19 protein-coding genes are annotated in these 18,972 nt (G+C 70.9%); 4 read left to right on the top strand and 15 right to left on the bottom strand.

The window, feature by feature from the left end; genetic code table 11:
* Positions 1-209: 209 nt before the first annotated feature.
* On the bottom strand, positions 210-1,538 hold the full coding sequence (locus tag ABT057_RS07690; RefSeq protein ID WP_352341552.1) for a class I SAM-dependent RNA methyltransferase: 1,329 nt from the start codon (positions 1,536-1,538) through the stop codon (positions 210-212).
* A gap of 98 nt (positions 1,539-1,636) precedes the next feature.
* Positions 1,637-3,709, bottom strand: a complete 2,073-nt coding sequence (locus tag ABT057_RS07695; RefSeq protein ID WP_352341553.1) for an APC family permease — start codon at positions 3,707-3,709, stop codon at positions 1,637-1,639.
* 415 nt (positions 3,710-4,124) lie between these two features.
* Between ABT057_RS07695 and ABT057_RS07700 the strand changes: the two genes are divergently transcribed.
* Entirely contained in the window at positions 4,125-4,793 is a 669-nt protein-coding gene (locus ABT057_RS07700) for a potassium channel family protein (RefSeq protein WP_352341554.1), read from the top strand.
* Positions 4,793-5,470 carry a potassium channel family protein gene (locus tag ABT057_RS07705; RefSeq protein ID WP_352341555.1) on the top strand — a complete coding sequence of 226 codons (678 nt, stop codon included), beginning with the start codon at positions 4,793-4,795 and terminating at the stop codon, positions 5,468-5,470. Before ABT057_RS07700 ends, ABT057_RS07705 begins: the two co-directional genes overlap by 1 nt.
* Positions 5,471-5,571: 101 nt before the next feature.
* Here the strand turns inward: ABT057_RS07705 and ABT057_RS07710 are convergent, their stop codons facing one another.
* The 7 genes from ABT057_RS07710 to ABT057_RS07740 all read right to left on the bottom strand — a co-directional run bounded on the left by ABT057_RS07710 (position 5,572) and on the right by ABT057_RS07740 (position 12,222).
* Complete coding sequence (locus tag ABT057_RS07710) at positions 5,572-6,327, bottom strand: DUF3159 domain-containing protein (RefSeq protein ID WP_352341556.1); 756 nt, start codon at positions 6,325-6,327, stop codon at positions 5,572-5,574.
* Between the two features lie 3 nt (positions 6,328-6,330).
* A complete protein-coding gene (locus ABT057_RS07715) occupies positions 6,331-6,729 on the bottom strand; it encodes an OB-fold nucleic acid binding domain-containing protein (RefSeq protein ID WP_352341557.1) in 399 nt (132 codons plus the stop codon).
* Positions 6,730-6,817: 88 nt separating this feature from the next.
* Positions 6,818-7,534 carry a response regulator gene (locus ABT057_RS07720; RefSeq protein WP_352341558.1) on the bottom strand — a complete coding sequence of 239 codons (717 nt, stop codon included), beginning with the start codon at positions 7,532-7,534 and terminating at the stop codon, positions 6,818-6,820.
* On the bottom strand, positions 7,528-10,116 hold the full coding sequence (locus tag ABT057_RS07725; protein ID WP_352341559.1) for an ATP-binding protein: 2,589 nt from the start codon (positions 10,114-10,116) through the stop codon (positions 7,528-7,530). The genes ABT057_RS07720 and ABT057_RS07725 overlap by 7 nt, the downstream gene beginning before the upstream one ends.
* A 204-nt stretch (positions 10,117-10,320) precedes the next feature.
* Positions 10,321-11,088: a DUF3710 domain-containing protein gene (locus ABT057_RS07730; RefSeq protein WP_352341560.1), complete on the bottom strand. Its 768-nt coding sequence runs from the start codon at positions 11,086-11,088 to the stop codon at positions 10,321-10,323.
* A gap of 1 nt (position 11,089) precedes the next feature.
* On the bottom strand, positions 11,090-11,641 hold the full coding sequence (gene dut, locus ABT057_RS07735; protein ID WP_352341561.1) for a dUTP diphosphatase: 552 nt from the start codon (positions 11,639-11,641) through the stop codon (positions 11,090-11,092).
* Positions 11,638-12,222, bottom strand: coding sequence for a PaaI family thioesterase (locus ABT057_RS07740; RefSeq protein WP_352341562.1), 585 nt, complete (start codon positions 12,220-12,222; stop codon positions 11,638-11,640). Before ABT057_RS07740 ends, dut begins: the two co-directional genes overlap by 4 nt.
* 58 nt (positions 12,223-12,280) lie before the next feature.
* Between ABT057_RS07740 and ABT057_RS07745 the strand changes: the two genes are divergently transcribed.
* Positions 12,281-12,745: a DUF3093 domain-containing protein gene (locus ABT057_RS07745; RefSeq protein WP_352341563.1), complete on the top strand. Its 465-nt coding sequence runs from the start codon at positions 12,281-12,283 to the stop codon at positions 12,743-12,745.
* 15 nt (positions 12,746-12,760) lie between these two features.
* Here ABT057_RS07745 and ABT057_RS07750 read toward each other — a convergent pair whose 3' ends face one another.
* The 4 genes from ABT057_RS07750 to ABT057_RS07765 all read right to left on the bottom strand — a co-directional run bounded on the left by ABT057_RS07750 (position 12,761) and on the right by ABT057_RS07765 (position 16,321).
* A complete protein-coding gene (locus tag ABT057_RS07750; protein WP_352341564.1) occupies positions 12,761-13,708 on the bottom strand; it encodes a hypothetical protein in 948 nt (315 codons plus the stop codon).
* Positions 13,709-13,721: 13 nt separating this feature from the next.
* A complete protein-coding gene (locus ABT057_RS07755; protein WP_003993510.1) occupies positions 13,722-14,018 on the bottom strand; it encodes a DUF4193 domain-containing protein in 297 nt (98 codons plus the stop codon).
* Between the two features lie 396 nt (positions 14,019-14,414).
* Positions 14,415-15,662 carry a sensor histidine kinase gene (locus ABT057_RS07760; RefSeq protein WP_352341565.1) on the bottom strand — a complete coding sequence of 416 codons (1,248 nt, stop codon included), beginning with the start codon at positions 15,660-15,662 and terminating at the stop codon, positions 14,415-14,417.
* A gap of 5 nt (positions 15,663-15,667) precedes the next feature.
* On the bottom strand, positions 15,668-16,321 hold the full coding sequence (locus ABT057_RS07765; protein WP_003993508.1) for a response regulator transcription factor: 654 nt from the start codon (positions 16,319-16,321) through the stop codon (positions 15,668-15,670).
* 416 nt (positions 16,322-16,737) lie between these two features.
* Between ABT057_RS07765 and ABT057_RS07770 the strand changes: the two genes are divergently transcribed.
* Positions 16,738-16,911 carry a hypothetical protein gene (locus ABT057_RS07770; protein ID WP_352341566.1) on the top strand — a complete coding sequence of 58 codons (174 nt, stop codon included), beginning with the start codon at positions 16,738-16,740 and terminating at the stop codon, positions 16,909-16,911.
* Between the two features lie 75 nt (positions 16,912-16,986).
* Here the strand turns inward: ABT057_RS07770 and ABT057_RS07775 are convergent, their stop codons facing one another.
* Together ABT057_RS07775 and ABT057_RS07780 are read right to left on the bottom strand one after the other, a co-directional pair.
* Positions 16,987-17,802, bottom strand: coding sequence for an inositol monophosphatase family protein (locus ABT057_RS07775; protein ID WP_352341567.1), 816 nt, complete (start codon positions 17,800-17,802; stop codon positions 16,987-16,989).
* Between the two features lie 8 nt (positions 17,803-17,810).
* Positions 17,811-18,938, bottom strand: coding sequence for a ferrochelatase (locus ABT057_RS07780; protein WP_352341568.1), 1,128 nt, complete (start codon positions 18,936-18,938; stop codon positions 17,811-17,813).
* Positions 18,939-18,972: the final 34 nt, after the last annotated feature.

Genomic DNA, 18,972 nt, shown 5'->3' on the forward strand with positions numbered 1-18,972 from the left:
GGTACGGCCCTGGCCGGGCGGTGTCGCTGATCCCCCGACTTGGGACGGGTCCGCCGCGGCTGCCTCACCCACAGGACCATGCCCGTCTCCGCCCGGGTCCGGACCGCCCCCTCACGGAACTCCGGATCGGGCATCCGACGCTTCTCCGCCATGACGCTCGGCTTCCCCTGCAGTCACGGTCTTCACGCTACGAGGGGAGGGACAGCAGGTCAGGCGCCCTTTGCCGCAGGCTCAAGGATCGCGACGCACTCCACATGATGCGTCATCGGAAACAGATCGAACGCCCGCAACGTCCGCACCCGGTACCCCCCGTCCCGGAAGTACCCCAGGTCCCGCGCCAGCGCGGCCGGGTCGCAGGCGACGTAGGCGATCCGGCGGGCCCCCAGCGAGGTCAGGTGTGCGACGGTCCCGCGCCCCGCGCCCGCCCGCGGCGGATCCAGGACGATCAGGTCGACCTCCGTGATGCCGGTGCGCGGGAGGACCGCCTCGACCTTGCCCTGCTCGATGCGCACCCGGTCGAAGTCGGCCAGGTTGTGCCGGGCGTCCTCGACCGCCCGCTTGCCGGACTCGATGCCGAGCACCGCGCCCTTCTCGCCGAGCCGGTCGGCGAGCGCGCCCGCGAACAGGCCGACGCCGCAGTACAGGTCGAGCGCCATGTCTCCCTTGCGCGGCAGCAGCCCCTGCATGACGGCGGTCACCAGGGTGTCCGCGGCCTTGGGGTGGACCTGCCAGAAGCCGCCGCTGCCGACCCGGTGCGTACGGCCGTCCGCGCGCTCGCGCACGAAGGGGCGCCCGTGGACGCGGTGCACGCCCCCGTCCTTCTCCTCGACCCTCATCACGGACACCGGCCGGTCCAGTTCCACGATCGGCAGGCGGGCGCCCGGACGCGGGGACAGGATGACCTGACGGTCCTGCGAGCCCGTCGCGGCGATCGCCTCGACGGACGCCATCCCGCTCCAGTCGCGCTTCTCGACACCCAGTTCGGTGACCCCGGCAGCCGCGATCATGCAGTGGTCCACCGGCTCGACCTCGTGCGAACGGTGCCGGCGCAGTCCGGCCCGGCCCGAGTCGTCGACGGCGTACTGCACACGCGTACGCCACTGCGGTACCTGCCCGGCGGGCAGCTTGTCGCCCTCGGCCGGCATCACGGTGCCGTCCCAGCCGGCCTCCTCGGGGGTGAGGCCCGCGAGCCGCTGAAGCTGCTCGGCGATCACCTCGCCCTTGAGCCGGCGCTGTGCGCCCGGCTTGGCGTGCTGCCAGTCGCAGCCGCCGCAGCGGCCCGGACCGGCGTAGGGACAAGGCGCCTCGACCCGGTCCTTGGAGGCCTCGAGCACCTCCACCGCGTCCGCGCGCAGGAACCGCGCGCCTTCCTCGCCCTCGGTCACCCGCGCCACGACCCGCTCACCGGGCAGCGCGTGCCGGACGAACAGCACCTGGCCCTCGTCGGTACGGGCAATGCAGTGCCCGCCGTGCGCGACGGGCCCGATCTCCACCTCGAACTCGGACCCCACCAGTGTCTTCTTCGGTTCTGCCTGCATGGCGGGGAGACTCCACAACGTCGAACGAGGTACGGCCGGACAACAGCCCACCAGTCTACGTGGCTGCCGTCCGGCCGTTCACCACCGGCCGCCGGCTGCTACGAGCCCGAGGGCCGGGACGTCGGGGAGCCCGAGGACTCCTTGTGCCGCCCCTGCTCCGCCGGGCCCCGCCGCACCGAACCCGGCGCGTTCCACTCCTGCCGCTTGCGGGCCCGCATCCGGGCCACCTCGGAGGACTCCAGCTGGTACGGCACGGACGTGACCATGACGCCCGGCGTGAACAGCAGCCGGCCCTTCAGCCGCAGGGCGCTCTGGTTGTGCAGCAGATGCTCGTACCAGTGGCCGACCACGTACTCGGGGATGATCACCGACACCGCGTCGCGCGGCGACTCCTTGCGCAGTCCCTTGACGTACTCGATGATCGGCCGCGTGATCTCGCGGTACGGCGAGTCAAGGACCTTCAGCGGTACGTCGATCCCGCGCCGCTCCCACTCCTCGCGCAGCACCTTCGTCTCCGCCGCGTCGACGTTGACGGTGAGCGCCTCCAGGCTGTCGGAGCGCATCAGCTTGGCGTAGGCCAGGGCGCGCAGCGTGGGCCGGTGGATCTTGGAGATCAGGACGACGGAGTGGACACGGGACGGCCGTACGCTGTCGTCGCTCGGGCCCTCGGGCGCCGCGATCTCCGCGGCGACGCGGTCGTAGTGCTTACGGATGGCCGTCATCGTCGCGTAGAAGATCACCATGCCGAGCAGGGCGACCCAGGCGCCGTGGGTGAACTTGGTGACGAGGACGACGACCAGGACCAGGCCGGTGAAGAAGGCGCCGAAGGTGTTGATCGCGCGGGAGCGGACCATGTGCCGGCGCTTGGCCGGGTCGGTCTCGGTGGCCAGGTGGCGGTTCCAGTGGCGGACCATGCCGGTCTGGCTGAGCGTGAAGGACACGAACACGCCGACGATGTACAGCTGGATCAGGCGGGTGGAGTCGGCGCCGTAGATGATGATCAGGAAGGTGGCCGCGCCGGCCAGGAGCACGATGCCGTTGGAGAAGGCGAGGCGGTCGCCGCGGGTGTGCAGCTGGCGGGGCAGGTAGCGGTCCTGGGCGAGGATCGAGCCGAGCACCGGGAAGCCGTTGTAGGCGGTGTTGGCGGCGAGGAACAGCACCAGGGCGGTGGCCGCCGCGAGGACGACGAAGAGGAAGCTGCCCTTGCCGAAGACCGCCTCGGCGACCTGGGTGATCACCGGGTTCTGGACGTAGCCCTCGCCGACGCCGACGCCGTTCTTCAGCAGGTCGGTGGCCGGGTTCTCGGCCATGCGGACGTCGGTGGTCAGGGCGAGCACGATGATGCCGCAGAACATGGTGACGGCCAGCAGGCCCATCGCCGCCAGCGTGGTCGCCGCGTTCTTCGACTTGGGCTTGCGAAAGGCGGGGACGCCGTTGGAGATCGCCTCGACACCCGTGAGGGCGGCGCAGCCGGAGGAGAAGGCGCGGAGCATCAGGAAGACCAGTGCGAAACCGGCCAGCCCCTGGTGCTCGGCCTTGATCGTGTACTGGGCGGTGGGTGCCCGCATCTGGTCGTCCATGACCAGGCCCCGGAACGCACCCCACGCGATCATGATGAAGACGCCCGCGACGAACACGTAGGTCGGGATCGCGAAGAGCTTGCCGGACTCCTTCACGCCCCGCAGGTTCATCAGCGTGAGCAGGACGACGACTGCGACCGCGCAGGCCACCTTGTGCTCGACGACGAAGGGGACCGCGGAGCCGAGGTTCTCGATGCCGGAGGCGATGGACACGGCGACCGTGAGGACGTAGTCCACGAGCAGGGCGCTCGCCACGGTCAGTCCCGCCCTGGGGCCGAGGTTGGTGGTGGCGACCTCGTAGTCGCCGCCGCCGCTGGGGTAGGCGTGGACGTTCTGCCGGTAGGAGGCCACCACCGTGAACATCAGCACGACGACCGCGAGAGCGATCCAAGGGCTGAAGTGGTATGCCGACACGCCCGCGATGGAGAGGACCAGCAGCACCTCCCCGGGCGCGTAGGCCACGGAGGACAGCGGGTCGGAAGCGAAGACGGGCAGGGCGATGCGCTTCGGCAGGAGCGTTTCCCCGAGCCGATCACTGCGCAATGCGCGCCCGATCAGGATCCGCTTGGGCACGTCGGTCAGTTTGGACACAACAGAGGATCGTAGGCCTTCGAACACGAGGTCGCCCACCCTCCCCCGGCCCCGACTCGCCGCGTCTGCCTCACGGGTGAAATCGGCCACGCCGCGGCTGCGGATCCAGCGGCCCCGCCGGCCGTCGTGCCTGGATGGCAGCCCCCGCCCCGTCGCCGTCCACCGGAGGTTCCATGCACGCCACCGCGGAACTGATCGGCGCCGTCGGAACCCTTGTCTGCGTTGGAATCCTTACCTTTCTCAGTTTCCGGAGCATCAGCCGTCGCTGATCGCGCAAACCGCGTACAGGGGGTGCCCGACGAGGACCGCGCATGTGTAGCTTGGGCGACGGTCTGAGACCCTGTTCAAGGCCGAGCTTCTGGGCAAAGCCAGAAAACTTATCGATTTCTTGACTTCTTGACCTCGGAAGGACGTCGTGCACATCGTCATCATGGGCTGCGGCAGAGTGGGTTCCGCTCTCGCCCAGACCCTGGAGCAACAGGGTCACACGGTCGCCGTGATCGACCAGGACCCCACAGCCTTCCGACGACTGGGCTCCGGTTTCGGCGGCCGTCGTGTCACCGGGGTCGGCTTCGACCAGGACACCCTGCGCGAGGCGGGCATCGAGGAGGCGGGTGCCTTCGCCGCCGTCTCCAGCGGCGACAACTCCAACATCATCGCCGCCCGGGTGGCCCGCGAGATGTTCGGCATCGAGAACGTCGCCGCCCGCATCTACGACCCCCGCCGCGCCGAGGTCTACCAGCGCCTGGGCATCCCCACCGTCGCCACCGTCCGCTGGACGGCCGACCAGATGCTGCGCCGGCTGCTGCCCTCGGGCGCCGAGCCGCTGTGGCGCGACCCCACCGGCGGCGTCCAGCTCGCCGAGGTGCACGCCGCCCCCTCCTGGGTCGGCCACAAGATCAGCAAGCTGCAGGAGGAGACGGGCGTCCGGGTGGCGTTCCTGACCCGCCTCGGCGAGGCGATGCTGCCCACCTCGCAGACGGTTCTGCAGGAGGGCGATCTGGTGCACGTGATGATGCGCACCGACGAGGTGGAGAAGGTCGAGGCGTCGTTCTCCGAAGGCCCGAAGGAGGACGGTCACTGATGAGAGTCGCCATTGCCGGAGCAGGCGCCGTCGGCCGCTCGATCGCGGGCGAGCTGCTGGAGAACGGCCACGAGGTCCTGCTCGTCGACAAGGCGCCGACCGCCATCTCGGTCGAGCGCGTCCCGCAGGCGGAGTGGCTGCTCGCCGACGCCTGCGAGATCACCTCCCTCGACGAGGCGGCCCTGCAGCGCTGCAACGTCGTCATCGCCGCCACGGGCGACGACAAGGTCAACCTGGTCGTCTCCCTCCTCGCGAAGACCGAGTACGGCGTCCCGCGGGTCGTGGCCCGGGTCAACAACCCCAAGAACGAGTGGCTCTTCAACGAGTCCTGGGGCGTCGACGTGGCCGTCTCCACCCCGCGCCTGATGTCCGCCCTGGTCGAGGAGGCGGTGAGCGTCGGCGACCTGGTCCGCCTGCTCCGCTTCAGCCATGGCGACGCCAACCTCGTCGAGCTCACCCTCCCCGAGGAGTCGGCCCTCGCCGGTACCCAGGTCGGCGACGTGGAGTGGCCGGAGGACACCTCCCTGGTCACCATCATCCGCGGCACCCGGGTCCTCACCCCGACCCGCGAGGACTCCCTGGAACCGGGCGACGAGCTGCTGTTCGTGGCGGCTCAGGCGCGGGAGGAGCAGCTGGAGGACCTGCTGTCGGTACGGCGCGAGGACACGGCGGGGTGACCTCCTCAGGCCCGGGCAGGCGGATCCAGCCCGTCCGGGCTTGAGGCCAAGGCCTGGTTCAGGGCCGGAGCGGGGTCTGGGGGCGACAGCCCCCAGCAACCTCAGCTGTCCCGACGGTGCCGCCCACCGACCTCAGCGGCAGCCTTCCGCTCCTCCTCGGCCTTCTCTTCGGCCTCCATCTCCGCGAACACGTCGATGGGCGCGGGCGCCTTCGCCAGGAACACCCACGTCAGCCATACGGCCAGCAGGAACGGCGGGATCTTCAGGGCGATCAGCACCCAGCCCAGCTGCGCGGTGTTCGCCCACCAGTACAGCGGGAAGAGGATCGCGCACTTGGCGAGCAGGATCAGCCCCCACGCCCAGCTGGCCTTGGCGTACGCCTTCTTGCGGCCGGGGTTCCGCTTGCGCCAGGAGAGGTTCTCCTTGAAGACCGGGCCGAGGATCAGACCGATCAGCGGGACCCCGCACAGGGTCGTGACGATGTAGGCCAGCGCCAGGCCCAGCGTGTAGAGCATGCCGGGGAGGTAGAAGTCCTTGGCGTTGCCGGTCATCATCGCGAAGACGACGCCGAAGGCGACGCCGAAGACCCCGCTGAACGCGTGCTTGACCGTGGTCTTCTTCGTCAGCCGCACCACGACCAGGACCAGCGACACCGCGAGCGCGGCGATCGCGGACATGCGCAGGTCCTTGTTGATCGTGAAGATGGTGACGAAGAGCAGGCCGGGCATCACGGTCTCGACCATGCCCCGTACCCCGCCGAACGCCTCGAGCAGCGCGGCCTCGGTCACCGCCCGGGCGTCGTCCGCGGCCGTGTCCTCCGCGATCGTGTCTTCGGTCGGCTTGTCGAGCGACGTCACCGGCTACTCCCTACCGAGGGGTCTCAGTTCGTATTTCGGGTTGAACAGCACGCGGCGGCCCCGGCTCATGGAGACGCGGCCCGACGCTATGAGTCTGCGCCCCGGTTCTATCCCGACGATGGAGCGCCGGCCCAGCCACACCACGTCCAGCGCGGCGGTGCCGTCGAACAGCTCGGCCTCTAGGGCCGGGACCCCGGCGCGCGGGCGCAGGGTGACCGTGCGCAAGGTACCAGTAACCGTGACGACCTGCCGGTCCTGACAGTCACCGATCCGGACACAGCCGGCCGTCTCGGTGTCCTCCCTCAGCTCCTCGGACTCCAGGTCCTCCTGGGACGAGGAGAGCCGGTCGAGCATGCGCCGGAACCGGCCGGCCGGCTTTTCGGAACGAGGAACAGCACTCATATCTGAAGCGTACCGGGGCTCACCGACACAGCCGTACCCTTCGCACTGGCGCTCGAATCGACAGCCCGTCCCCGGCCGTTCCCACGGCTCACCTCTCGAACCGATAACCCATCCCCGGCTCAGTGATGAAGTGCTTCGGATGCGAGGGGTCCGCCTCGAGCTTGCGTCTGAGCTGTGCCATGTACACCCGCAGATAGTTCGTCTCCGTCCCGTAGGACGGCCCCCACACCTCCTGCAACAGCTGCTTCTGGCCGACCAGACGCCCGGTGTTGCGCACCAGCACCTCCAGCAGGTGCCACTCCGTGGGCGTCAGCCGTACGTCCTTCCCGGCCCGGTGGACCTTCTTCGCGGCCAGGTCGACGGTGAACTCGTCGGTCTCCACCAGGACCTCCTCCTCATCGCCCCCGGCCGGCTCGGCCCGGCGCACGGCGGCCCGCAGCCGCGCGAGCAGCTCGTCCATGCCGAACGGCTTGGTGACGTAGTCGTCGGCGCCCGCGTCCAGCGCCTCGACCTTCTCGTCGGACGAGTGCCGCGCGGACAGCACCAGGATCGGCACCCGGGTCCAGCCGCGCAGCCCCCTGATCACCTCGACGCCGTCCATGTCGGGCAGCCCCAGGTCGAGGACGACCACGTCCGGATGGCGGGCGGCGGCGAGTTCGAGGGCGGTGGCGCCGTCGTGCGCGGCGTCGACCTCGTACTTGCGCGCCCTGAGGTTGATCACGAGGGCTCGCACGATCTGCGGCTCGTCGTCGATCACGAGCACCCTCGTGGCGGTCTGGGGGATCCCCCCAGCAGGGCTCACCATGAAGCCTGCCTTTCCGGTTCCACTGACTGTTCCTCCGCCGCGGCCCGGGCCGCGGCGCCCTCGGCGGGCGGCCCCGGCAGCGGTCCCGCCGCGCGGAGCGTGAGGACCATGGTGAGGCCGCCACCGGGCGTGTCCTCGGCGTTCAGCGTGCCGCCCATGGCCTCGGCGAAGCCCCGCGCCACGGCGAGGCCCAGCCCCACCCCGGCGCCGCGCGGTGCGTCGCCGTACCGCTGGAACGGCTCGAAGATCCGCTCCTTGGCCTCGTCGGGGACGCCGGGCCCGCGGTCCACCACCCGTACCTCGACCCGGTCGGACATCGCGCTCGCCGAGACCAGCACGGGTTCATCCGCCGGGCTGTACTTGACCGCGTTCTCCACGAGGTTGGCCACCGACCGCTCCAGCAGCCCCGCGTCGACGGCGACCATGGGCAGCGTCTCGGGGATGTCCAGTTCGACGCTCTCCTCCGGCTCCGGGACCCCGCCGAGCGCCATCGGCACCACCTCGTCGAGGTCGATGTCCCGGATGATCGCCGTGACCGTCCCGGTCTGGAGGCGGGACATGTCGAGCAGGTTGCCCACCAGGTGGTCGAGCCGGTCCGCGCCCTCCTCGATGCCCTCCAGCAGCTCCGCCCGGTCCTCCTCGGACCAGGCCACGTCGTCGGACCTCAGACTGGAGACCGCGGCCTTGATCCCGGCCAGCGGGGTGCGCAGGTCGTGGCTGACGGCGGCCAGCAGCGCCGTGCGGATGCGGTTGCCCTCGGCCAGCGCGCGGGACCGGTCGGCCTCCTCCTGGAGCCGTCTGCGGTCCAGCACGACGACGGCCTGCGCGGCGAACGCCGCCAGCACCCGCCGGTCCTCGGCGGGCAGCACCCGGCCCGTGAGCGCCAGCGCCATGCGGTCGCCGACCGGCACGTCGACGTCCGCCTCCTCCGGCCGGCCGACCGGCCGGCCCGGACCGACGCGGCCCGCGCAGGTCCACGGCGCGTGGTCGTCCGCCCGCTCCAGCAGCGCCGCCGACTCCATGCCGAAGGTCTCCCGGACCCGCTCCAGGAGTGCCTCCAGGCTGGTCTCGCCGCGCAGCACGTTGCCCGCGAGGTAGGAGAGGATCTCCGACTCGGCTCTCAGCCGGGCCGCCTGGTGCGTGCGCCGGGCCGCCAGGTCCACCACCGAGGCCACCGACACCCCGACACCGACGAAGATCACGATGGCGACGATGTTCTTCGGGTCCGCGATCGTCCACCGGTGCAGAGGCGGGGTGTAGTAGTAGTTCAGCAGCAGCGAGCCCAGCGCCGCCGAGACCAGCGCCGGCAGCAGTCCGCCGAGCAGCGCCGCCGCCACCGTCACCGCCAGGAACAGCAGCATGTCGTTGGCGAGCCCGAGGTGGACGGAGTTCAGCAGCACCGCCAGGATCGCCGGGCCGGCCAGGCCGACCAGCCACCCCCAGATGATCCGGGCCCGCCCGAGCCGGGCGCCCCGGGCCACCGGCAGCCCCCGGCCCTTGGCGGCCTCCTCGTGGGTGACGATGTGCACGTCGAGGTCGGGCCCCGACTCCCGGGCGACCGTCGCGCCGACACCGGGCCCGAAGACGTACTGCCAGGCCTTGCGGCGCGAGGAGCCGAGGACGATCTGCGTGGCGTTGGCCCCGCGGGCGAAGGCGAGCAGCGCGGCCGGTATGTCGTCGCCGACGACGTGGTGGAAGGTGCCGCCCAGGTCCTCCACGAGGGTGCGCTGGACCGCCAGCTCCTTGGGCGAGGCCGAGGTCAGCCCGTCGCTGCGCGCTATGTACACGGCGAGTACCTCTCCTCCGGCGCCCTTCTCCGCCAGCCGCGTAGCCCGCCGGATGAGCGTGCGCCCCTCGGGGCCGCCGGTCAGACCGACCACGATCCGCTCCCTGGAGCCCCAGATCGCCGACACCCGGTGCTCGCTGCGGTACTGCTTCAGGTACTCGTCGACCCGGTCGGCCACCCAGAGCAGGGCCAGTTCGCGCAGCGCGGTGAGGTTGCCCGGCCGGAAGTAGTTCGACAGGGCGGCGTCGACCTTGTCCGGCTGGTAGATGTTGCCGTGCGCCATCCGGCGCCGCAGCGCCTGCGGGGACATGTCCACCAGCTCGACCTGGTCGGCCCGCCGGACGAACTCGTCGGGCACGGTCTCCTGCTGCCGCACCCCGGTGATGGACTCCACGACGTCCCCGAGGGACTCCAGGTGCTGGATGTTGACGCTCGCGACGACGTCGGTGCCGGCCGCCAGCAGTTCCTCCACGTCCTGCCAGCGCTTGGCGTTGCGTGAGCCGGGGATGTTGGTGTGGGCCAGTTCGTCCACCAGGGCGACCTGGGGGTGGCGGGCGAGGACGGCGTCCACGTCCATCTCGGTGAAGACCGCGCCGCGGTACTCCAGCTCGCGGCGCGGGACCTGCTCCAGGCCGTGCAGCATCACTTCGGTACGGCGGCGCCCGTGGTGCTCGACGAACGCGACCACGCAGTCCGTGCCCCGCTCCACCCGGCGGTGCGCCTCGGACAGCATCGCGTACGTCTTGCCCACGCCCGGTGCCGCACCGAGGTAGATCCGAAGCTTGCCGCGTGCCATGGCCTCATTCTCTTCCCGTGACTCCTGCGTACGCAGCGTCGACCTTACGACCGGCGGCCCTGGCGAAGGGGACGAGCGGTGCGGCGGGAGACGCCTTTGACACAACCCTGACGCGCAAGGGAGCACGCACACGAAAGAGCCGCCCCCCGAAGGGTGCGGCTCTCTGTCGGTTCTCCCGTCACCACGGGCTCTCGCCCTGAAGACCTAGCGGACCTCGGTGATCTCCGGTCCGCGCTGCAGCTGGCCCATGCCGCCGGAGAAGCGGGAACCCTCCTCCTGCTGCTGGACGCCCTCGGGGACCATCTGCGCGTCGTTCGGCAGCTTGAGGACGATCGGGTCGCGGGGCGCCATCGGGCCCTCGCCGCGGACCACGACCGTGTCCCGGAAGATCTGCTCGAGCAGTCCGGCGGCCTGCGGCTGTACCGCGCCCTGGCCGGAGATCACTCCGCGCAGGAACCAGCGGGGACCGTCCACGCCGACGAACCGCACGACGTGGAAGCCGCCCGTCCCGTCCGGCAGTTGCACCGGCACCTGGGCGCGCAGCTCCCAGCCGAGCGGGCCCTCGACCTCGTCGATGATGCCACCCTGCTGGGTGATGCCCGAGCCGATCTCCTCGCGCACCTCGCCCCAGATGCCCTCGCGCTTGGGCGCGGCGAAGGCCTGCAGCTGGATGGCGCTGTCGCGCAGCACGACGGTCGCCGCGACGATCGCGTCACCCGCGACCTCGACCCGCAGCTCCATGCCGTCGACACCCGGCACGAACAGACCGCCCAGGTCCACCCGGCCCTCGGCCGGGTCGCGGACCTCGGAGCTGTCCCAGGGTCCGTCGGGCCGCGGCTCCGGCTCGAGCCGGACGCGCTCACGCTCGCCCGTTACCTCTTCGTCCGCCTCAGTGTCGACACTGTCGACGACCTGCTCGGCCTCGCCGGCCGCGTCCTCGGCGGCACCCTTCTTCTTGCGACGTCCGAACACGTCACTGTCCTTCCCGGTCGGATACGACCGAAGCGTATCGATACCCACCCACACTGCCGCCCACGGCGGCCTGACCGCTTGCATCGCCCACCGCGGCATGCCCGCCGGTGGACCCGAAGCCCCCCGCGGCCCGTGCCGATTCGGGAAGTTCCGCGACCTCCTGGAAGCGGACCCTCTCGACCTGCTGGACGACCAGTTGGGCAATCCGGTCGAAGCGCTCGAACCGCACGGACTCGCGCGGGTCGAGATTCACCACGATCACCTTGATCTCCCCACGGTACCCGGCATCAACCGTCCCCGGGGCATTCACGAGGGCGACGCCGCACCGGGCGGCCAGCCCCGACCGCGGGTGCACGAAGGCGGCGTACCCCTCCGGCAGTGCGATCGACACCCCCGTGGGCAGTACGGCCCGTTCCCCCGGCGCCAGTTCACAGCTCTCGGTGGTGCGCAGATCGGCCCCCGCGTCACCGGGGTGTTCGTACGCCGGAAGCGGTACGTCGGGGTCGACGAGCCGGATGAGCACGGCGAGCTCGGGACGGGGCGCGCGGCTCACGGGTTCACCTCGAAGGCGCGGGCGCGCCGGAGCCGGTCCGGGTCGCTCATGGCGGCCTGGATCTCTTCCTCACGGCCGTTCCGCACGAAGTGCTCCACCGCGACCTCGATGAACAGCGCGTCGGCGCGGACGGCGACCGGTCCGCCGGGGCCGCCGATCCGGCCGGTGGCAGTCGAGTAGATCTTCCGGCCGGCCACCGCGGTCACCTCGGCCTCGAGGTGCAGCGTGGTGCCGACGGGCACGGGCCGGACGAAGTCCGTCTCCAGCCGTCCGGTCACGGCGATGGTCCGCAGCAGCCAGTTCAGCGAGCCGAGCGTCTCGTCGAGGGCGGTGGCGAGGACACCGCCGTGCGCGAGGCCGGGCGCCCCCTGGTGGGCGGGCTGCACGGTGAACTCGGCGGTGACGGCCACGCCCTCACCGGCCCGCGCCGCCAGGTGCAGCCCGTGCGCCTGCCCGCCGCCGCATCCGAAACACTGTTCGTAGTGGGCACCGAGGAGCTCGCCGGGCGCGGGAGCATCGGGGTGCCGCACCGGTTTCACGGCGTCGGCCGGGGGTCGAAGAGCTGCGGAAGTACCACTCACAGCCGCAGACCTTACCCGCGCGTCGGGGAATACCGGACACCATGCCAAGCTTGGCCGCATGCAGCCCTCCGCCACCCCCTACGAAGAACGTCTCACCGCCCCCCGCACCTGGTGGCTGATCTCGTTCCTCGTGGGTGTCTCCTTCGCCCTGATCCTGCTGCCCTTCGGCACCCTGCCCCTGCTGGGCGGTCTGGTGGGCGGCACCGCGGCCGCGGCGGTCGTCGCCAGCTCGTACGGCTCGGTGCGCATCCGGGTGGTGGGCGACGCGCTGATCGCCGGGGAGGCGAAGATCCCGGTGACGGCCCTGGGCGAGGCGGAGGTCCTGGACCCGGAGGAGGCGCGCGCCTGGCGCACGTACAAGGCCGACACCCGGGCCTTCCTGCTTCTGCGCGCCTACATCCCCACCGCGCTGAAGGTGCCGGTCACCGACCCGGACGACCCGACGCCCTACCTGTACCTGTCGACGCGGGAGCCGGAGCGGCTGGCGCAGGCGCTGCGGACCGCCCGGGGGGCCACGGCCTAGCCCGGAACTCTGCCCTCAGGACCCGAGCTCCCTGGGCTTCCCGGGGAGCTCTCCCATGTCCAGGGGGTCCACCGGTTTCTCCAGCGGGGGCAGCTCCGGCAGGGCGTCCCACGGCACCTGTGCCCTGCGCAGATCGGCGCGGATCTTCGCGGCCAGCTTCTTGGTGTCGCGCCGGTTCATGACGGCGCCGACCGCGGCGCCCACCAGGAACGGCATCAGCATCGGCAGGTCGCGGACCGTCCGTTTCATGATCTGCTGGCGCAGTTCGCGTTTCATCTGGCCGCCGAGCGCGGAGTTGACCGAGGACGGCTTGAGCGGGTCCACGCCGCGTTCGCCCGACCAGGCGCGCAGATAGGCGGTGCTGCGGTCCTTGAGGTTGCCGGGTGGCCGTACGCCGTACACCTCGTGCAGTTCGGCGATCAGCTTCAGTTCGATAGCCGCGACCCCGGTGATCTCCGCGGCGAGTTCGGTCGGCATCGCGGGGGGAACGGGCAGCATCGCCGCCGCGCCGACGCCCGCTCCGACGGTGGCCGAGGCGCTCGCTGCGCCCGCCACGAGTTTGTCCGCGAGTTGCTCCGGTCCGAGGCCGGGGAACTGTCCGCGGAGCGTCCCGAGGTCCCGTACGGGGATTCTCGGGGCGATGTCGATGATCCGGTCGGCGAGATACGCCAGGCCGGCCCTGGCGCGGTCCCCGCCCTTGCGGACGCCTTCCCGGGCCAGGCCGGCGGCCTTGTCCCGGACCGCCACCGCCCGCCGCTTGGCGACGGGCGCGGGGTCCTGCGTCGGCGCCGGGAGGTCAGCCCCGTCGCCGGTCGCTGCGAGCGAGGCCGATCCCGCCGGGACCACTCCCGTACCGGATGAGCCTCGCTCGTCGTCACGCACGCCGTGAGAGCCGTCGGACGGCCCTTTGTCCGCTCCCCGCCGGGAGAAGCGGCGCTTCCGATGGGGGGTCGAGCCAGTCACGGCCGACCCCGCCTCAGTCGCAGTCGCGGCAGATCGGCTGGCCGTTCTTCTCCCGGGCCAGCTGGCTGCGGTGGTGCACCAGGAAGCAGCTCATGCAGGTGAACTCGTCCTGCTGCTTCGGCAGCACGCGGACGGCCAACTCCTCGTTGGAGAGGTCGGCCCCAGGGAGCTCCAGGCCTTCCGCGGCCTCGAACTCGTCCACGTCCACGGCGGAGGCGGACTTGTCGTTCCGCCTGGCCTTCAGCTCCTCAAGGCTGTCGGAGTCGACATCGTCATCGGTCTTGCGTGGGGTGTCGTAATCGGTTGCCATTTCGCCTCTCCCCCTCTGGGTTTCTGCGGTGTCTCCAGCGCACGTAACGCGTGAGAGGCCGGACTTGTGCCCGCCTCGAGGCGGAGATTTTGCCTCACATCAAGGTCTGTTACTCAATCGACACCCAACCGGACTCCTCACGAGTGATCGGCTTGGATGGCGATCGGGACCGTACACGGTCCGGTTGCCGCACTTCAAAGGCGTCTCACCGTGTACTTCCCGTGATCACGACCCTCGAAAACCCGGATTTTCCGGGCTTTACGGGGGTTGCCATGATCACGGAGAGTAGATGGCCGGAAATTCGCCCTTGTGATCGATCACACATGGGAGTGCTGGGCCGAGGCCCTGAAAATTCCGCGCAAAGCGAACATCCCCTCGTGTGTCGGCGACATGATCTCAGACGGGCAGAGTGACCCGCATCACGAGGCCTCCCCCCTCACGCGGCTGGGCCGTGATGTGCCCGCCGTGCGCCCGGGCCACGGACCGCACGATGGACAGCCCGAGCCCCACCCCCTTGTCGCTGCCCGTGCGCTCGGTACGCAACCGCCGGAACGGCTCGAAGAGGTTGTCGATCTCGTACGCCGGCACGACCGGCCCGGTGTTGGACACGACCAGGACCGCCTGGCCGTGCTGGACCTCGGTGGTGACCTCGACCCAGCCACCCTCCGAAACGTTGTAGCGCACGGCATTCTGCACCAGGTTCAGCGCGATGCGCTCCAGAAGGACGCCGTTGCCCTGGACGATCGCCGGTTTCTGTTCGCCGCGGATCGCCACGCCCTTGGCCTCCGCCTCGGCATGCACCTGATCGACGGCCTGCTCGGCGACCTCGGCGAGGTCCACGGGCTTGCGCTCGACTATCTGGTTGTCACTGCGGGCGAGCAGCAGGAGACCCTCCACGAGCTGCTCACTGCGTTCGTTGGTGGCCAGCAGGGTCTTGCCGAGCTGTTGCAGCTCCACGGGTGCCCCCGGGTCGGAGAGGTGCACCTCGAGCAGTGTGCGGTTGATCGCCAGCGGAGTCCTCAGCTCGTGCGAGGCGTTGCCGACGAAGCGCTGCTGGGCGGTGAAGGCTCTCTGGAGGCGCTCCAGCATGTCGTCGAAGGTGTCGGCCAGTTCCTTGATCTCGTCGTCCGGGCCGTCCAGCTCGATACGGCGGGACAGGTCGGAGCCCGCCACCGCGCGCGCGGTGCGCAGGATCCGGCCGAGCGGCGACAGGACGCGGCCGGCCATCGCGTACCCGAAGGCGAAGGCGATCACCGCGAGTCCCAGCAGGGCGAGCAGCGACCGGCTGAGGAGATTGTCCAGGGCGACCTGGCGCTGGTGGTCCATGCACTGGCTGATCGCGGTGTTGAACTCCGACAGCTGCAGGTCGCCGGTGGTGATTCCCGGGCAGTCGGTGCTGGTGACCTTGAGGCCGTTGACCCCGACGATCTTGAAAAGCGGCTCGTTGCCCGTGTTGATGGCCTGCGCGGCCAGCAGGTAGATGATCGACAGCAACAGGATGCCGGCGATCAGGAACATCCCGCCGTACAGCAGCGTCAGGCGTATGCGGATGGTCGGGCGCAGCCACGGAAACGGGGTCTGCGCCCTCCTGGGGTCCCAGGTGGGTTTCGGGGGCGCCTGGGGAGGCGCGGGTGCGGCGGCCACGGGTATCAGATCCGGTAGCCGGAGCCGGGCACGGTGACGATCACCGGGGGTTCGCCCAGCTTGCGGCGGAGCGTCATGACCGTCACCCGCACGACGTTGGTGAACGGGTCGGTGTTCTCGTCCCACGCCTTCTCCAGCAGCTGCTCGGCGGAGACGACGGCGCCCTCACTGCGCATGAGCACCTCCAGGACGGCGAACTCCTTGGGCGCGAGCTGGACCTCCTTGCCGTCGCGGAAGACCTCGCGGCGGTTGGGGTCGAGCTTGATGCCGGCGCGCTCCAGGACGGGCGGCAGGGGCACGCTGGTGCGCCGGCCGAGGGCACGCACGCGTGCGATGAGCTCGCTGAAGGCGAAGGGCTTGGGGAGATAGTCGTCGGCGCCGATCTCCAGGCCCTCGACGCGGTCGCTGACGTCGCCGGAGGCCGTGAGCATCAGCACGCGCGTCGGCATGCCCAGCTCGACGATCTTGCGGCAGACGTCGTCGCCGTGGACGAGCGGGAGGTCTCGGTCGAGGACGACCACGTCGTAGTCGTTGACGCCGATGCGTTCCAGGGCGGCCGCACCGTCGTACACGACGTCGACGGCCATGGCCTCCCGGCGCAGTCCGGTGGCCACCGCATCGGCGAGCAGTTGCTCGTCCTCGACGACGAGTACGCGCACGTCGCTTGTCCTTCCTGTGTCCACCCGCGTAGCGCTCCGTGAGCGCACGCGAGCAGGGGTACCGGTGAGTGTGTGCCTCCATCCTGCCCTTTTCGGCCATAAGTCGGCGGTAAGACGGTGAGTGGACGATGAAGGACGGGTGTGAAGCCCGGGAATGCGAGATTTTCTCGTCGGGTTGAGGTTTCCGTGGAAGGAAGCGGGGGGAGGACGGCTTTACACCCCGCGATCACGCTCTGCATGTGCCACAACACCATGTGGTACTCAGCAGTCCGCTTGCCGCAGAGCGGGCGTGGGTGTCCGGCACCGTCGCCGCCCAGCAGGGCAGCGCTGGGCACCTATCGAGACGTGATCGCCCCTTCCCGAATCGGCACACCCCCGTGCCACCGACCCACGACCCAAGGACGAGGGGGCGCAGCATGGACGCATTCACCGCAGGACTTCTGCAGCGCATAAGGGCGACCGAGTCCGATCTGACCAGGGCTCGTGACGAGGGCGACGACTTCCTCGCCGAGGTGGAGCAGGCAGAGCTCGACGACCTGCGCCGCCTCGCCGCCGAACACGGTGTGGAGGTCGGCGCGTCAAGCGTCTGAGCGGTTCGTAACGCGTTGACGGAAGGGCCCCGGCGAATCCAGCGCCGGGGCCCCTTCGCGTGCGTCCGCCGCCGGTCAGTCGTGCCAGGCGCCGAAGTCCTCCAGGAGGCGCTGGAGGGGCTCGAAGACGGCCGGGGTGGCCGCGACCGCCAGCTCGTGCGAGGGGCGCTCTGCGGGGCGTCCACCGGTCAGCGCGCCCGCCTCCCGGGCGATCAGGTCGCCCGCCGCGAGGTCCCAGGGGTGCAGTCCGCGCTCGTAGTAGCCGTCGAGACGCCCGGCCGCCACGTCGGCGAGGTCGACCGCGGCCGAACCGCTGCGCCGGATGTCCCGCAGGAGCGGGATGAGTCTCTGCGCGACCTCGGCCTGGTGGGTGCGGACCGCGGTGACGTAGTTGAAGCCGGTGGAGACCAGTGCCTGGTCCAGGGGCGCGGGCGGGCGGCACGCCAGCTCCCGCTCGCCCTCCCACGCGCCCGTCGCCCGGGCTCCGCCGCCGCGCACCGCGTGGTACGACTCGCCGCGCATCGGGATCTCGACGACACCGACGACGGTCTCGCCGTCCTGCTCGGCGGCGATGGAGACGGCCCAGGTGGGCAGCCCGTAGAGGTAGTTGACCGTGCCGTCGAGCGGGTCGATCACCCAGCGGATGCCGGTGCTGCCCGCGCTGGAGGCGCCCTCCTCGCCGAGGAAGCCGTCGTCGGGCCGCTGCTCGGCGATCAGACCGGTGATCAGCTTCTCGGCGGCGATGTCCATCTCGGTGACCACGTCGATCGGGCTCGACTTGGTGGCGGCGACCGCGAGGTCGGCCGGGCGTCCGTCGCGCAGCAGCTCACCGGCCCGGCGGGCGGCCTCCTGGGCCAGCGCGAGCAGGTCGGAGTGCAGGGGGTCGGTCACGGGGCTCCTCACGCGTAGGGGCTGTCGGCGCCCGCGGCGGCGGGGCGGGGCGCACGGGCCGGGCAGCACCCGACGGGACAGAGGTCGTGGCTCGCGCCCAGGGCGCCGAGGGCGCACGGGGCGACCTGCCGGCCGCTCTCGCGGGCGGCGCGCTCCAGGACGAGGTCGCGGACCGCCGCGGCGAAGCGCGGGTCGGCCCCCACGGTGGCCGAGCGGCGCACCGGGAGCCCCAGCTCGGCCGCCCTGGCCTTCGCCTCGGTGTCGAGGTCGTAGAGGACCTCCATGTGGTCGGAGACGAAGCCGATGGGGGCCATCACGACGGCCGGAGCGCCGGCCGCGTGCCGCTCGTCCAGGTGGTCGCAGATGTCGGGCTCCAGCCACGGGATGTGCGGGGCGCCGGAGCGGGACTGGTAGACGAGCTGCCAGGGGTGTTCGACGCCGGTGCGTTCGCGGACGGCGTCGGCGATCAGCCGGGCCACGTCCAGGTGCTGCCGCACGTAGGCACCGCCGTCGCCGTGGTCCTCGACCGGGCCGGAGGTGTCGGCCGAGGCGGTCGGGATCGAGTGGGTGGTGAAGGCGAGGTGGGCGCCGTCGCGGACGTCCTCCGGAAGGCCCGCGAGGGACTCGATCACACCGTCGATCATGGGCTCCAGGAAGCCCGGGTGGTTGAAGTAGTGCCGCAGCTTGTCGATCCGCGGCGGCTCCAGGCCCTCGGCCCGCAGGGCGGCCAGCGAGTCGGCGAGGTTCTCCCGGTACTGGCGGCAGCCCGAGTAGGAGGCGTAGGCGCTGGTGGCGAGGACGAGGACGCGGCGGCGGCCGTCGGCGGTCATCTCGCGCAGGGTGTCCGTGAGATACGGCGCCCAGTTGCGGTTGCCCCAGTAGACCGGCAGGTCCATACCGTGTTCGGCGAAGTCCTTGCGCAGGGCGTCGAGGAGGGCGCGGTTCTGGCCGTTGATGGGGCTGACCCCGCCGAAGAGGAAGTAGTGCTGCCCGACTTCCTTGAGGCGTTCCTTGGGGATGCCGCGCCCGCGCGTCACGTTCTCCAGGAACGGGACCACGTCGTCCGGGCCTTCCGGGCCTCCGAAGGAGAGCAGGAGCAGGGCGTCGTAGGGGGTGGCATCGAGCGCGTCTGGCATGGGTCGATCCTGCCACCCGCCTCCGACGGCCGGG

This window comes from Streptomyces sp. NPDC002588 (genome assembly GCF_040295925.1).
Taxonomy (GTDB): domain Bacteria; phylum Actinomycetota; class Actinomycetes; order Streptomycetales; family Streptomycetaceae; genus Streptomyces.